The organism is Mesorhizobium sp. B2-4-1 (genome assembly GCF_006442185.1).
Lineage (GTDB): Bacteria > Pseudomonadota > Alphaproteobacteria > Rhizobiales > Rhizobiaceae > Mesorhizobium.
This window is the reverse complement of sequence record NZ_VFVN01000004.1, coordinates 277,709-292,064: the sequence shown is the minus strand read 5'-3', so window position 1 is coordinate 292,064 and position 14,356 is coordinate 277,709. Positions and strand designations below refer to the sequence as shown.

Genomic DNA, 14,356 nt, shown 5'->3' with positions numbered 1-14,356 from the left:
CCATTGTCCCCCCATCGTGTTTCCATCGCAGCAACGGCAAGGGGCGCTTCAACCAAAGGAGAACATCATGAAAGTTGGCAACTGCATGACGCAAGGCGTTCAGGTCGCCAGTCCGGACCAGACCCTGCGGGAGGCCGCCGCCGCCATGGCCAGCCTCGATGCCGGCGCTCTGCCCGTAGGCGAGGACGACCGGCTGGTCGGAATGATCACTGATCGCGACATCGCCGTCCGTGGCGTCGCCCAGGGTAGGGGCCCGGATACGCGGATACGCGAAGTGATGAGTGCCGAGATCAGGTACTGTTACGACGACGAGGAGATCGAAGACGTGCTCCAGCAGATGGGGGACCTTCAGGTTAGACGGCTGCCGGTGATCAGCCGTGAAAAACGGCTGGTTGGCATCATCTCGCTTGGCGATCTCACGAAAAACGGCGAGGCAGCACGAGCCGGCGAAGCGCTGAACGGCATCTCACAGGCAGGCGGCGCGCATTCGCAGACGGCACACTGACCATCGATGACATTGCGAGAGCGCTGCCCGCGTCCCGCGGGCGGCGACGGCGGTTCAGCGATCGATCTCTCCAAAGACGATGTCGAGGGAGCCGATGATCGCCGAGACGTCGGCGATCATGTGCCCCCGGGACAGATAGTCCATCGCCTGCAGATGTGCGAAGGACGGCGCGCGAATCTTGCACCGGTAAGGAACATTGCCCCCATCCGAAACCAGATAGACGCCGAACTCGCCTTTCGGCGCCTCGACGGCGGCATAGACCTCGCCCTCGGGCACGTGATGGCCTTCCGTGTAAAGCTTGAAATGGTGAATGGTCGCTTCCATGGAGCGTTTCATCTCCGCGCGGCGTGGCGGCGTGATCTTCCGGTTGGGAATTGCGACCGGTCCTTGGCCTTGCGGCGACCGTAGCTTGTCAAGACATTGCCTCATGATCCGGACCGACTGGCGCATCTCCTCCATTCGTACGAGGTAGCGGTCATAGCAGTCGCCATTCTTGCCGATGGGAATATCGAATTCCATCTGCGGGTAGCATTCGTAAGGCTGCGCCTTGCGCAAATCCCATGCCGCGCCCGACCCACGCACCATTACGCCCGAAAACCCCCAAGCCCAGGCATCGTCGAGACCGATGACACCGACGTCGACATTGCGTTGCTTGAATATGCGGTTTTCGGTGAGCAGTTCTTCGAGATTGTCGCAGACCTTGAGGAACGGATCGCAGAAATCCCAGATATCGTCCAACAGGTCCGGGGGAAGATCCTGATGTACGCCGCCGATCCTGAAATAGTTGGCATGCATGCGGGCGCCCGATGCCCGTTCATAAAACACCATCAGTTTCTCGCGTTCGGCGAAACCCCAGAGCGGCGGCGTGAGGGCGCCGATATCCATCGCCTGCGTGGTGACATTGAGCAGATGGGACAGCAGCCGGCCGATCTCGCAATACAGCACGCGAATGAGCTGGCCGCGCTGTGGAGCCGAGATCCCGAGCAGCTTCTCCGCCGCCAGGCAGAAGGCGTGCTCCTGATTCATCGGCGCCACATAGTCAAGCCTGTCGAAATAGGGCAGGGCCTGTAGGTAGTTCTTGTACTCGATCAACTTCTCCGTGCCCCGATGCAGCAGCCCGATATGCGGATCGACGCGTTCGACGACTTCGCCGTCGAGTTCGAGCACCAGCCGCAGGACGCCATGCGCCGCAGGGTGCTGCGGCCCGAAGTTTATCGTGAAATTGCGGACCGTCGCGTCAGCCATGACGCCCTCCTTCGACCGTTGCCGCCTGGCACCGGGAATGGGACATCCGCCGAAGCACCGGGTTCTGCCCCACGCCGTCAGGTCGTGGTCTGGATGATCAGCGTCAGCGTGCCGTCGCCGTCAATGTTGGCCGCCACCACTTCGGAGGCGTCAAGCCCATTCGCGGCCAGGACCGAGGAAGCTTCCGGCGATGCGCTGACCGAACGCTGCAGGACGTGAAGGTCTTCCTGGCTGGTCTGGGCAACCACGGTCTCGACCTTGGCCTTGAGGTCGGGTGGCAAGTCCGCCAATGCGACGATGGCTATGTTGGTGAATGTCTGTCCGGTGATGCCCTGGTCGGGGCCGGTCTGACCTGGCACGGCTTCCGGTGCCGGTGCGTCCGGGGGAAGGGGTGCGTTTCGGGACTGAGCATGGGCAGGCAAAGCCAGAGTGAGTGCCGCCAGGATGATGATTGCCTTATTCATGATATCTTCCTTCCTTGTTCGAGGAGGGTCGATCGGGATGACGCGCGACAGGGACAGCAAGCCATCGCCTCGAACAGTGTTGCGTGTTCAAAGCGCGAAGTCCGGATTTGTTCCGGCTCCGATCGAATCCAAGGCAGGGACGAGGACGCATCGCTGCCCTGCCTATGGTCGGGGACCTTTATCGCTGATCGCGTCAAACCGTTCGATGTCGTAGCGCGGACTGATCCGCGCCAGTATCTCGACGGAGGGTTTGGCCGCGTCGGGCTGTTTCCAGCTCAGCTCGAAGGAAAATACGAACCGGCCGCGCTCGATGTCGTGCTGCATTCCGAGAAAGCGCCAGCGATAGCCCAGCGGTTGAACCAGCGCGTCGAGGTCAGGCGGAACGCCGTTCGCCGACGAGATCGCCAGGATCGCATGATGGGTTCGTGGGACCCACAGATCGACCTGCTTCAGCACCTGAAGCGTTATCAACGTCAAAACCGTCCCCGCTGTGCCAAGTGCCAGTTGCCCGCCGCCGAAGGCGAGGCCGATTGCGGTCATGACCCACAAGGTGGCGGCCGTGGTGACACCCGTCACGAAATCGCCGCGGCGGAGAATGGCTCCGCCGCCAATGAAACCGACACCCGTCAGCACGCCCAGCGGAAAACGGAGCACGTCCATCACACTGAACGAATCGGGGCCCTTGCCGCCCACCTCGAGCAGGATATTGGCCTGCATCATCGCGATCGCGGCCGCCACGCCGACCAGGATGGTTGTTCTGAGCCCGGCGGTGTGGCCGCGGGCTTCCCTGTTCATTCCGATGATCACGCCGGCAACAAAAGCAAGAGCCAGGCGCAGGGCTAGGTCGGTCAAGGTTGGATGAAGCGGCATGGTCATAGCGGGGACGACTCACGCAACGGGCTCGTTCTCCAACACCGCGGAGCGTTCGATGGTTCCCTAGGTGGAAGGTGAAGCTTCTTGTCGGGTTCAGGCAACCCACGACGTCCCGCTGCGTTTGGCACAGAACGCACTCGGGAGATCTTTCCATGCCGCTCACCGCCTTTGCGCTCAATTGCACCTTGAAGGCCTCCGACGACGCCGAGAAATCGTCCACGGACCGCCTGCTGGCGGATCTGCTGGCGGCAATGGTGCCGCATGGGGTCCGCGGCGAGATTGTTCGCGCCCTCGACCATGACGTCAAACCCGGCGTGCTGTCGGACATGGGCGAGGGAGACGGTTGGCCGCAGCTCCGCAGGAAGATCCTCGACGCCGACATCTTCGTGCTGGGCCTGCCCATCTGGCTCGGCCAGCCGTCGAGTGTCGCCAAGCGCATCCTGGAGCGCATGGATGCGTTTCTATCGGAGACCGACAAACAAGGCCGGATGCCGGCCGCCGGCAAGGTCGCGATCGTGGCGATCGTCGGCAATGAAGACGGCGCTCACGCCTGTCACGCGGCGTGCTTTCAGGCGCTAAACGACGTCGGCTTCACGATTCCTGCCAATGGCGGCGTGTATTGGGTTGGGCAGGCTATGGGCGACGTCAACTATGTCGACCTGCCCGGAACGCCGGAAGCCGTGGTCGAGATGATCGAAATGACGGCTTCGAATGCGGCCCATCTGGCCAGCGTGCTGAAGGAAAGGTAGTATCGCGGCGTCGGAAAGTGAAGAGATTTTCGTGGCGGCACAGAGTGCCCGTTGCCCTGACACCATCGGCCACTCGATGGTTGCCGGGCGCCAGCAAGATCAGTGTCGGCGCCCTTGGGGTCAGGGCTCGTCAAAAGGCCCGGCTCGCCTGGCCAGATCGCGCGATATGGCACCTTCCTCTTCGTCATCGGGCAATGCCTCGTCGCTGTTCTGGTAGGCGTTGTCATCGTCCTCCTCCGGCAGGTCGCCTTCCTTCTCGACGTCGACGACGGCGTCGACATTGTCGGACACCTTGTCTGGAAGAACCCTGCCGCCCTTGATTGCATCCCAGTCCGCCTGCTGGATTGCCGGGGCTTCAGTTTCGTCCCGTTGTTCGGATCGTTGCTTCTTGCGCGGTTCCATCTCATGTCTCCGATATGAACGGGTGCCTCATGTGGCCCCTTTGTCGCTAGTTGCGTCTCTTTCCGCCGCCAGAACTCGGCTATCCTGATGGATCGTGGAATCGGAAAGGCTAACGGATAACCGCCGACCCGGCCCGTTGTTCCTCTCAGCGGGATCGGTTGGTGTTCCGCCTGGGGCCTGGGATGCAGCATCGCGGGGTAGCCGCCGCATTCGCGCAACCAATCCCGCATTACCTCGTTTTGCCTTTGAGACCGGCCCTGAACTTTACCAATTGGAAATCTCAGAGACACTCAAATGAACCCTTCAGCCGAGCCCCGATCACCGTCGGGAAACAATCTCCATATTCAGCCTTTCCATGGAACGGTGACTGTCAGATTCTCCGACGCCATCATCGCCTCCACCGAACATGCGCTGCAGGTCCAGGAAACGGGGAGGGATCCTGTGTTCTACATCCCGTTCCAGGACATCTATTTCGACCTGCTCGAGAAAACCGATACCACCTCGATATCGCCAAAAGGCACTGCGAGCTATTGGCGCGTGCATGCCGTTGGCGGATCGGCGGATGATTTCATGTGGGCGTATGAAGAGCCCGAGGCGCCTGTCCGGGTGCTTGCTCGCCACGCCGCCTTCGATCCCGGCAAGGCTCGCATAGACGCCGATCCCGCTGAAGACGAGCGCCACACGCCTCACATAGTGGAATAGCAGGACAGCGGCAGGATTTATCCAAGGGAACCGATTCCATTGGGTTGTCGTGCGATGACACCGGGCCCAGGTCGCCTTCACGCTGCGCGGTCTTCCTCGAGAATGCGCAGGCCCTCCTCAAATTTCGCGAGGGGAATCCCGGCCCGCCGCGCTTGCCACAGGTTGTCGGCCAGATCCGCACGCTTGACCGGCCGCGCCAGGGGATTTGACGCAGCCCGGCGCACGAAAGCGATTTCGTTCTCGCCAGGCCTCTTCGTCAGTGCATCGACCGCGGCGACAATCGAGGGACCAAAGCCTGCGGATTTCAGCCTCGTCCTTGTCCAGCCCTCCCCTTTTTCGAGGACGTCATGCAGATATGCCACGATCTTCTGGTCAAGGGTTTCGACCGTGTCGACCACGCGCCTGCAGTGTTCGATATAGGGTTGCCCGGTCTTGTCGGTCTGCGATCGATGCGCGTCCTCGGCAATCTTGGCCGCGCGGTAGAGCATGCTCATTGCCAGCCTCCCTTCATTCAATCTGTTCGAACCCGCATTGCCGGGGCGCCTTGTCCGGCCGCCATCGCAGCAGTTTCGTTCCATGGCGAAACCGATTGCCGGTGACATGATCGAAACGGACTTCGACCACCAGCTCCGGCCGCACGGGCTCCCACTCCCCGCTGCGTTCGGTGCTCCAGCGGCTCGGCCCGCCGGGAGCCCTGCCGGTAAAGCCGGGTCCGCCTCTCAGGTTCTCGAGCTTCGCGGTAATTTCTGCCCTGTCGTCCTTGCCGATCGTCGACGTAAACCCGACATGGTCGAGCTTGCCGTGGTCGTCATAGAGTCCGAGCAGTAGGGATCCGACCTGGCTGCTGCCCGTCAGGTAGCGGAACCCGCCGACGACACAGTCCGCGGTGCGCAGCCGCTTCACCTTGATCATGGTGCGCTCGCCCGGCCGATAAGGGTCCGTCAGCAGTTTGGCGATAACTCCATCGGTGGAGCCGTGGCCGGCCTCGCCCAGCCAGCGCCTGGCGGTGGTCACGTCGGTGGTGCGCGGCGACAACCGCAACGAGGAAACGCCCGACCTCGTGACGAAGCGCTCGATCGCGGCCCGTCGTTCCGTCAAGCTCTTGTCGAGCATGATCCCGCCGTCCGGATCGGCGAGAATATCGAACAGGACGAGATGGGCCGGGGTTTTCGCGCTCAGCATGCGAATCCTGCTTTCGGCAGGGTGAAGCCGCATCTGCAAGGCCTCGAAGGAGGGATCGCCATTCACCTCGATGACTATCTCGCCGTCGAGAATGAAAGACTGGGTATCGAGATCGCGCAACAGTGTCGTTATTTCCGGAAAATACCGGCCGAGCGGCTTGCCGGACTTGGCCCTGAGATCGACGCTTGCGGTGCCTTTGAAGGCTAGGCAGCGGAATCCGTCCCACTTCGGCTCATACTGCCAGAGACCGTCGTCGCCCGGCAGTGCGTCGGCCGCCTTGGCCTCCATGGGGCGGGTATCCAAAGGCAGCGGAAAAGCAGCGGCCACGGCTTCTACCACCGCTCTTCGGCGTCGTGGTGCGGCAGGTCCACACCGCAGCATGTCCATCCGAGCCGTTGCGCGGATCCGTAATTGTAGCGTGGCTCGAGATCGGCGGGATCGTCGAAGGTTCCGACATGCAGGGCGATCTCATCCGGCGATGCATCGTAGGCCAACGCGACGGGCGATCCGCAGTCGCGGCAGAAGCTTCTTTGTGCGATGGGTGATGACCTGCGGCAGAAAGGCTTGTTGGAAAGCCATTCCAAGCTGGCTGATGGTACCCACGCCGGGACTGCGAACGCACTGCCGGTCGAGCGTCGGCACATGTCGCAGTGGCAATAGTGAGCGCGCGGCCTGGAGATGGTGCGATAGCGGACGTTGCCGCACAGGCATCCCCCGGTTCGTTCTCTCATTTCTTGCTGCGCGACCATTGGCCGATCTCTCGAACCTCGATGCTGGTCAACGTTCCACCGATGATGTGGTTTCCGAAAGCCCGACGGGAACGAGTTTCGCTGCCTCGCGTTTGGTCGGCACTCGAGAAACTGGGGACTAGCGCAAGGACGTCGACTTGAACGGAACCCCTATCCGGCTGGCATGTACGTTCAGGTATCCGTCCCTGGCCGCCTTGTGCCGGCTCGACGCCGAAGACGACAAAGCGGGTTGCTGCTGATGTCGGTTCCGGGTCTGGTATATGGACCTCTGGGCGATCATTGCGCCCATCTGTGTGTCGACATGCAGCGGCTGTTCGCCGAGCCGTCGGAGTGGGCGACACCCTGGATCACCCGTGTCCTTCCCCGGATCGTCAGCCTTGCCGAAAGATATCCTTCACAAACGATCTTCACTCGCTTCCTTCCAGCGCGAAGCCCGGGGCAGGGCGCCGGCACCTGGAAGCGGTACTATGAACGCTGGGCATCGATGACCATCGACAGGATCGGCGAGGAGATGATCGAACTGCTGCCGCCGCTGGCGGCATGCTGCCCGCCGGCGATCGTTGTCGACAAGCATATCTATTCACCGTGGCCCGAAGGGCATCTGCACACGCTGCTTTCATCCCGCCGGATCGACACTCTCGTCATCACCGGCGGCGAGACCGACGTCTGCGTTCTGGCGACAGTGCTTGGCGCGATCGATATCGGCTACCGCGTGGTTCTGGTGACGGATGCCCTGTGCAGCTCTTCGGATGCAACACACGACGCGCTGATGACCGTCTATCATCAGCGGTTCGCGCAGCAGGTCGAAACGGTCGAGATGGAGACGGTTCTTTCCAACTGGACCTGATCTCGAAGCAATGTCCAGTTCAGGCGCTCAGGTCGATCAAGGCGATGCCGAGATCGGCGTGTTTCCTGCGGCGCAGATGAGCGGGAGACTCGACCAGTGTGACCTCCAAGGTCGGTCGCACCACGCCGCCCAGCAGATGTCCGCCCCGCGTCGCTCCGTCGCTCAGTCCGAGCACGGCATGCAAGTGGAGGCTGGGCTTGCCGTCATCGCCCAAGGCAATGTCGCCGATCGCGCTGAGAACCTCGCACTGCTCGTTGACCGGTATCTTGCGATAGTGCTTTGCCTCGAAATCGAACCAACCGACCGCTGCTCGCTCGAACGCGCCAAGCGCGGTCAGCGATGCGCCGTCGATCTGTTCTTCGCTGGCAAAGGCAGTGAGCGCGCCAATCGCCTCTTCGCCAGGCTCGAGCACCAACACGAAGGTCCTCTGTCCCGCGACTTTCGAAACCAGTTTCGATTTCATTGCCGTTGTCCTGTAGCCAAGGCGCAGAAACCTTGGCGGTGAATTTTCAGGCCGGCCCACTTATTCGAACGAACCGTTCGCGCCCCGGTTCCATATTGCGGCAGGCGCGCGGCGTCGAAGCGACCGGCCAATATCGCTCCGAACGCCTAGCCCTCAGCCTTAAAGTTCTTGGCTTCCTTTTTCACCTCTTTCCTGTCGTTGTCGTGCTTGCGGATGAGATCTTTCGCCTGCTTGGGCGAGACGTCGGTCGTTTCGGCCAGATGCACGGCTTCGCGATCTTCGTCCTGCGGCCGGATCTTTTCCTTGGCCATCGGTCTGTCTCCTTTTTTCCGTGTCATGGGACGTAACCAGACAAGCGCCCCCCGGTTCCATGAAACTGCCCTGCTCGAGGGAGCGCCTGCCTCGGCAGAAGCTATTTCGCGGAGGAACTCGACTTGGGAGAGCGCAGCAAAAGTGCGAGCGGCACGAGCAGGGCGGTCGCGATCGCGGAGTAGCGAAACAAGTCCACGTAAGCCAGAAGCGTCGCCTGCCGGCCTATCGTCTGGCCAATCCAGCCGACCGCCTGGACTTTCGCCTCGACCGCGGGCGAGCCCTGAGCGACGAAATAGTCGGTCATGCGCCGAAGCATCTGCTGATAGACAGGCGAGGACTGCGCCGTGTTGCCGATCAGATGGGTCTGATGCAGTTGCGCGTTCTGCGCCACGACGGTGTTGGAGAGCGATACGCCGACGCTGCCGCCGATGTTGCGGGCGACATTGATCAGCGCCGAGGCCTGGTTGGTCTTTTGCGGCGGCAGGCCGACATAGGCGGCCGTCGAAATGGGGATGAACAGGAAGGGAAGCCCTACCGTGATGAAAATGCGAGCATAGGTGAAATAGCTGAAACCGGCATCCGGCGACAGCGAGGTCAGGTGCCACAATCCCACGGCAACCGCCGACATGCCGATCATGATCAGGTATTTCGGCTGGACGAAACCGGAGGCGAAGCCGGAAATCGGCATCAGCATCAGCATGGCGATGCCGCCGGGCATCATCGAAAGCCCCGAAAGCGTCGCGGTGTAGTCGAAGGTGGTCTGCTGGAGCTGCGGCAATATCTGCGTGGTGCTGAACAGCACCGCGCCGACCGCCATCATCACCAGGAAGGATGTGCCGAACTGGCGGGTGAAAACCAGCCGCATGTCGACGATCGGATCGCGATGGCGAAACTCCCAGGGGATCAGGAAAAGGAACGAGACGGCCGAGATCACGGCGAACGTCGTGATGAAGCCCGAGGCAAACCAGTCGTTGCGCTGGCCCTCGTCAAGGAAGATCTCAAGGGATCCGAGCGCCAGCACGACGAAGATGAAGCCGACCCAGTCGATCTTGAGGCCATCCTTCAGCCTCTCCTGGCGCTCGCGCTCCAGCACGTCTGGTTCGACCAGCAGCCATTGCACAAGGGCCAACGACATGATGCCGAAGGGCACGTTGATGAAGAAGATCCAGTGCCAGGAGAAATGGTCGGTCAGCCAGCCGCCGATGGTCGGCCCGACCGTCGGTGCAACGATGACGGCGATGCCGTAGAGCGCGAAGGCCTGCGAGCGTTTTTCGGGCGGGAAAGTATCGGCGAGGATCGACTGCTCGCTGGGTGCCATCCCACCGCCGCCCAGTCCCTGAAGGATGCGAAACAGGATCAGCATTTCCAGGTTCGGCGCGAGGCCGCAGAGCAGCGACGCGAGCGTGAAGGTAGCGACGCAGATCATGTAGTAGCGTTTGCGGCCGATCACGCCGGCGAGCCAGCCGCTGATCGGGATGATGACGGAATTGGCGACCAGATAGGTGGTGATGATCCAGGTGCTTTCGTCCATTCCGGCCGCGAGGCTGCCGGCTATGTTGCGCAGCGCCACATTGGCAATGGACGTATCGAGCACCAGCATGAAGGTGGCGATGGAGACGACGATGGCGATAAGCCAGGGATTGCGCCCGCCCGCGGCGGACCGGCTTTCGCCGGCTTGCGCGGTCGCCTGGCCGGTCATCGCACCTTGACCGTCGGCACGACGGACATGCCGGGCCCGAGCAGCAGGCCGGTCTTCTTGTCGAAGACGATCTTCACGGGCACGCGCTGCACCACCTTGACGAAATTGCCGGTCGCGTTCTCTGCGGGCAGCAGGCTGAAAGCGGTTCCGCTGCCGGCCTGGATGCTGTCGACGTGGCCCCTGAAGGTCTGCTCCGGGTAGGCGTCGATATCGATCTCGACGGGCTGGCCAGGCCGCATAAGGTCGAGTTGTGTTTCCTTAAAGTTGGCCTTCACCCACACGTCCTCGGGCACGAACATCATCAGCACTTCCCCCGGTTGGGCATATGCGCCCACGGCGGCGGATATGTTCGTCGCCCGTCCGGCCACCGGAGCGGTGATCGAGGTGCGGGAAAGCGCGGTGCGGGCCTGCTCTTCGCTGGCATGGGCCTGGTCGAGTTTTGCCGCCACGCTTTTGCGCTGGGCCTCGAGGACGGCGACTTGTCTCTGGGCCGCCACGACGTTCGCCTGCGAGCTGTCGAGCATCGCCTGGGCCTGGCGAAGCGTCGAGGCAGCCTGTTGCGCCTGCTGCAGCGTTCCGGTTCCCTTGGCAAGCAATTCGCTGTTGCGCTGATTTTCGGCTTTCGCGAAATCAAGCGCTGCCCGGCCTTGCGACACCTGCTTCTGGGCTTGGTCCACCTTGGCCTGCTGCGCTTCGATCTGGGCTGCGATGTCAGCGGTTTCGGCGTCGGCCTGCGCCACCTGCGCCTGAACCTGCTTGAGGGATGCCTGATAATCCCTGTCATCGATGCGCAGCAGGACATCGCCGGCCTTTACGCTCTGATTGTCGGTCACCGCCACATCGGTGATGCGGCCGGCGATTTCGGCACCTATGGTTACGGTACGGGCGTCGATGAAGGCATCGTCGGTCCATTCATACTGTCGCGCCTGGAGCCACCAGATTATCGCTGCGGCCGGTGCCAGCAGCAGAACAAGGATGACCGCCGCGGTGACGTAGGGGTGCCGCCTGAGCGAGCCGAACAGGCCCTCTTTGTTCCCGGCGGAAGCATCGAGGTCCTGTTTCGGTTGTGGGCGCGACGAGGCGCGCTTCGGTCGTGCATCGGGGCGACGTTTTGTTTGAGGTCTTTCGTCGACCGGTGCGACGTCTGGAGAGTTCGTGTCCACGTTAGCGGTCCGCGGTAGGGTTGGTGCGGCAAAAGCCGCGTACTGGAAGGACGTAAATCAACGGACCCGCGTCCGAAAAAGTTCCTGTTTCAGATTGAGGGTTTGTGGCCGGCCGCGCTAGGCGAAGTGCAGCAGCATCATCACCAGCACGATGCCGACAAGTCCCGCAATGAAGATGATACGGCGCGTTCGCGTTCGCAGGATAATCTCGCCTTGCCGCGCATCCTCTGCGGAAAAAACAGGCCCCTCCTTGTCGGGATCGTTGCTCATGAGCTGCTCCTTCCGACGAATTTGGAGTGTCTCAGGCAGCTAAACCTGCTCATCCCGGCAAGGTTCCCCAGAAATCACGGGGGCTGACGGCCGGGGTCACGCTTTGCCAGCCGACAAGCGCAAGCCAGTCCGGGCCACGCCGGGCGCGCCATCAGTCGGCCGGCAACGCATAGGCGATCACGTCGTCGCCGACCTTCGTCTCCATGAAATGATGACCGCCGGGCGCGATCACGACATATTGCCGGCCGCCGACCTCATAGGTCATCGGGGTGGTCTGGCCGCCAGCGGGCAGATCCGTCTGCCAGACCACCTTGCCGGTCTTGATGTCGATGGCGCGCAGCTTGTCGTCCGTCGCCGCTGCGATGAAGATCAGGCCGCCGGCGGTCACGAGCGGCCCGCCATTGTTTGGCGTGCCGATATCCAGCGGCAGCATGGACGGGATGCGCCAGGGGCCATTCTCGACCGCCTCGCCGAGCGGCTTGTCCCAGAGCGTCTTGCCTGTCTTCAACTCGATGGCACGGATATGGCCGTAAGGCGGCTCGGAACAAAGCAGCCCCGTCGAGAGGCGCCAGCCCGCGTTGACGGCAATGGCGTACGGCGAACCCATCTGCGGGTCACCCATGTCCTTGGCCCTTTTCGAAGCGCCGCCCTGTTCGATCGACCTGAAGCCTATCTGGTCCGCCTTTTGGCGCGGTATCAACTGATCATAGTTGGGCATGTCGTTGTAATTGGCGACCAGGATGCCGGCGTCGGTGTCGACGGCAACGCTTCCCCAGTCGGAGCCGCCATTGTAGCCGGGATATTCGATGAAAGGCTTGTCCACCGTGGGGGGCGTATATTCGCCCTGGTAGGAAGCCTGCCGGAACTGGATGCGGCAGTAGAGCTGGTCGAGCGGACTCATGCCCCACATATCCTTCTCGGTCAGCACAGGCTGGTCGAGATGGGCATAGCCGGAATAAGGCTGCGTCCTGGACAATTTCTCTGGTTCGACGCCGCCCGACGGCACCGGCCGTTCTTCGACCGGGAACAGCGATTTTCCGGTCTTGCGGTCGAGCACATAGATCTGGCCCTGCTTGCTGGGCACGATGATTGCGGGAACCTTTCCGTCGGTTGACGGAAAATCGACGAGCGTCGGCTGCGAACCGAGGTCATAGTCCCAAAGGTCGTGATGGACGGTCTGAAAATGCCAGACCGGCTTGCCCGTCGTGACATCGATGGCGACGATTGAGGAATTGTATTGGTTTTCGAAGTCCTTGCGATCGACACCATAATAGTCGACGGCGGCGTTGCCGAGCGGCAGGAAGACATAGCCGAGCTGCGGATCGGCGGCGGCTACGGTCCACATGTTCGGCGTGCCGCGCGTGTAGGTATCGCCCTGGGGCGGTGCGCCCGTGCGGTCCGGATGGCCCATGTCCCAAGCCCAGACCAGTCTCCCCGACATCACGTCATAGCCGCGCACGACGCCTGACGGCGCATCCTCGGCCTGGCCGTCCAGTACCTGGGCGCCAAGCACGGCAATGCCGCGCACGACGGTCGGAGGCGCCGTCACCGAATACCAGCCGGGCACGGTCTTGCCGAGCCCCTGGGTGAGATCGACGACGCCCTGCTGGCCGAAATCGCCACATGCCTTTCCGGTCCTGGCGTCGATGGCAATCAGCCTTGCATCGAGCGTGCCCCACAGGATGCGTGTTGCGCATGGTCGATCGGCGCTTGCGCCTGGAACGGCGTAGTAGGCGACGCCCCGGCAACTGGCGCCGTATGGGATGGCGGCGTCGGATACCTTCGGATCATAGCGCCACTCCTCCTTGCCGGTTGCCGCGTTGGCCGAGATGACGATGCCCTTGGCCGAACATGCAAACAGGTGCCCGTCCACTTCGAGGGGCGTGTTTTCCGGGGAGTATTTGTCGGTCGCCGCCTTGCTTGGCATATCGCCCGTGTGGAAATCCCAAACTTTGGTCAGCTTCGCGACGTTGTCGGCGGTGATCTGTTTGAGAGGCGAATAGCGGGTGGCAAGTTCCGAGCCGCCATAGACGGGCCAATTCGGTCCAGCCTGGTGTATCGCGACATCGGGCTGAGGGCTGACCGGAGACTGACCAGATGCGCTTCCTGCGGCGGGTGGCGTGACCGGGGCAACCGGGGATGCCTCCTGGGATTGTGCCGAGGGCGTGAAATGCTGAAGCCCGATCGCGCAGCCGACAATGAAAAGGGCAGCGGATGCGGTCGCGCAGCCGCGGTCGCGAACCCGTTTCGCGTGCCCGGCGCGAAAGGCGGGCAAGGTCAAAAGAACGAAGATCAGGATGACCGTCGGCGCGAGCACCCGGGGCATCAACCCCCAGCCGTCCATGCCGATTTCCCAATAAGCCCAGGCGAGCGTCGCGATCCAGGTCAGCACGTAGAGCCAGACTCCGGCGGCATTGCCGCTCAAAAGCAAAACACCCGCCGCCAGGAGAGCCACTCCGGTGGGCAAATAGTACCAGGAGCCGCCCAGCGCGATGAGCCAGGCGCCGCCTGCGCCGATCAGCAAACCAAGTATTGCCAGCAGCACACCCACGAACATGGTCCACCAGAAGGCGACGCCGGAGCGACGCCTGTCGGCGAGATTCGGATTGGCAGAAGTCATGACAGCATTTCCATTACGACAGGCTCATGATTATTTCGAACGCTGGCCGTCCCGCATGGTTGCGATCGGCCGCGGTTTTCGAGGGTGCTCCTAACTCACCATTTTGTGAGC

General features: G+C 62.3%; 17 protein-coding genes. 4 read left to right on the top strand and 13 right to left on the bottom strand.

Annotated elements, in window-relative coordinates; genetic code table 11:
* The first annotated feature begins 67 nt into the window (after positions 1 to 67).
* On the top strand, positions 68 to 505 hold the full coding sequence (locus FJ949_RS13135) for a CBS domain-containing protein (protein ID WP_140496149.1): 438 nt from the start codon (positions 68 to 70) through the stop codon (positions 503 to 505).
* A gap of 54 nt (positions 506 to 559) precedes the next feature.
* Here the strand turns inward: FJ949_RS13135 and FJ949_RS13130 are convergent, their stop codons facing one another.
* The 3 genes from FJ949_RS13130 to FJ949_RS13120 all read right to left on the bottom strand — a co-directional run bounded on the left by FJ949_RS13130 (position 560) and on the right by FJ949_RS13120 (position 3,090).
* Positions 560 to 1,750 carry an NADH-quinone oxidoreductase subunit D gene (locus FJ949_RS13130; RefSeq protein ID WP_140496148.1) on the bottom strand — a complete coding sequence of 397 codons (1,191 nt, stop codon included), beginning with the start codon at positions 1,748 to 1,750 and terminating at the stop codon, positions 560 to 562.
* Between the two features lie 77 nt (positions 1,751 to 1,827).
* Positions 1,828 to 2,214 (bottom strand): hypothetical protein, encoded by a 387-nt coding sequence (locus tag FJ949_RS13125; RefSeq protein WP_140496147.1) that lies wholly within the window; start codon positions 2,212 to 2,214, stop codon positions 1,828 to 1,830.
* A gap of 162 nt (positions 2,215 to 2,376) precedes the next feature.
* Positions 2,377 to 3,090 carry an MgtC/SapB family protein gene (locus FJ949_RS13120; protein WP_181172114.1) on the bottom strand — a complete coding sequence of 238 codons (714 nt, stop codon included), beginning with the start codon at positions 3,088 to 3,090 and terminating at the stop codon, positions 2,377 to 2,379.
* 149 nt (positions 3,091 to 3,239) lie between these two features.
* On the opposite strand from FJ949_RS13120, the gene FJ949_RS13115 reads away from it, so the two are divergent.
* Complete coding sequence (locus FJ949_RS13115; RefSeq protein WP_140496146.1) at positions 3,240 to 3,836, top strand: NAD(P)H-dependent oxidoreductase; 597 nt, start codon at positions 3,240 to 3,242, stop codon at positions 3,834 to 3,836.
* A 120-nt stretch (positions 3,837 to 3,956) separates the two neighbouring features.
* Here the strand turns inward: FJ949_RS13115 and FJ949_RS13110 are convergent, their stop codons facing one another.
* Entirely contained in the window at positions 3,957 to 4,238 is a 282-nt protein-coding gene (locus tag FJ949_RS13110) for a hypothetical protein (protein WP_140496145.1), read from the bottom strand.
* Between the two features lie 363 nt (positions 4,239 to 4,601).
* On the opposite strand from FJ949_RS13110, the gene FJ949_RS13105 reads away from it, so the two are divergent.
* Complete coding sequence (locus tag FJ949_RS13105) at positions 4,602 to 4,940, top strand: DUF427 domain-containing protein (RefSeq protein WP_318012459.1); 339 nt, start codon at positions 4,602 to 4,604, stop codon at positions 4,938 to 4,940.
* A gap of 77 nt (positions 4,941 to 5,017) precedes the next feature.
* On the opposite strand, the gene FJ949_RS13100 is transcribed toward FJ949_RS13105, so the two are convergent.
* From FJ949_RS13100 to FJ949_RS13090, 3 genes are read right to left on the bottom strand one after another with little or no spacing between them, the layout of a single operon-like run.
* Positions 5,018 to 5,434, bottom strand: coding sequence for an HD domain-containing protein (locus FJ949_RS13100; RefSeq protein WP_140496143.1), 417 nt, complete (start codon positions 5,432 to 5,434; stop codon positions 5,018 to 5,020).
* A 13-nt stretch (positions 5,435 to 5,447) separates the two neighbouring features.
* Positions 5,448 to 6,503, bottom strand: a complete 1,056-nt coding sequence (locus FJ949_RS13095; RefSeq protein WP_140496444.1) for an ATP-dependent DNA ligase — start codon at positions 6,501 to 6,503, stop codon at positions 5,448 to 5,450.
* Positions 6,455 to 6,853, bottom strand: coding sequence for a GFA family protein (locus FJ949_RS13090; protein ID WP_263496447.1), 399 nt, complete (start codon positions 6,851 to 6,853; stop codon positions 6,455 to 6,457). The genes FJ949_RS13095 and FJ949_RS13090 overlap by 49 nt, the downstream gene beginning before the upstream one ends.
* Before the next feature lie 256 nt (positions 6,854 to 7,109).
* Between FJ949_RS13090 and FJ949_RS13085 the strand changes: the two genes are divergently transcribed.
* Positions 7,110 to 7,718: an isochorismatase family cysteine hydrolase gene (locus FJ949_RS13085; RefSeq protein WP_140496141.1), complete on the top strand. Its 609-nt coding sequence runs from the start codon at positions 7,110 to 7,112 to the stop codon at positions 7,716 to 7,718.
* A gap of 19 nt (positions 7,719 to 7,737) precedes the next feature.
* Here the strand turns inward: FJ949_RS13085 and FJ949_RS13080 are convergent, their stop codons facing one another.
* The 6 genes from FJ949_RS13080 to FJ949_RS13060 form a co-directional block, all read right to left on the bottom strand.
* A complete protein-coding gene (locus tag FJ949_RS13080) occupies positions 7,738 to 8,181 on the bottom strand; it encodes a PPC domain-containing DNA-binding protein (protein WP_140496140.1) in 444 nt (147 codons plus the stop codon).
* Positions 8,182 to 8,327: 146 nt separating this feature from the next.
* The gene (locus FJ949_RS30335) at positions 8,328 to 8,492 is read right to left on the bottom strand and encodes a hypothetical protein (RefSeq protein ID WP_181165226.1); all 165 of its coding nucleotides are present in this window, start codon (positions 8,490 to 8,492) and stop codon (positions 8,328 to 8,330) included.
* A 101-nt stretch (positions 8,493 to 8,593) separates the two neighbouring features.
* A complete protein-coding gene (locus FJ949_RS13075; protein WP_140496139.1) occupies positions 8,594 to 10,192 on the bottom strand; it encodes a DHA2 family efflux MFS transporter permease subunit in 1,599 nt (532 codons plus the stop codon).
* A complete protein-coding gene (locus tag FJ949_RS13070) occupies positions 10,189 to 11,214 on the bottom strand; it encodes an HlyD family secretion protein (RefSeq protein WP_246680008.1) in 1,026 nt (341 codons plus the stop codon). Before FJ949_RS13070 ends, FJ949_RS13075 begins: the two co-directional genes overlap by 4 nt.
* 258 nt (positions 11,215 to 11,472) lie before the next feature.
* A complete protein-coding gene (locus FJ949_RS13065; protein WP_140496137.1) occupies positions 11,473 to 11,625 on the bottom strand; it encodes a peptide ABC transporter permease in 153 nt (50 codons plus the stop codon).
* 151 nt (positions 11,626 to 11,776) lie between these two features.
* Positions 11,777 to 14,245 carry a membrane-bound PQQ-dependent dehydrogenase, glucose/quinate/shikimate family gene (locus FJ949_RS13060; RefSeq protein ID WP_140496136.1) on the bottom strand — a complete coding sequence of 823 codons (2,469 nt, stop codon included), beginning with the start codon at positions 14,243 to 14,245 and terminating at the stop codon, positions 11,777 to 11,779.
* Between the last annotated feature and the right edge of the window lie 111 nt (positions 14,246 to 14,356).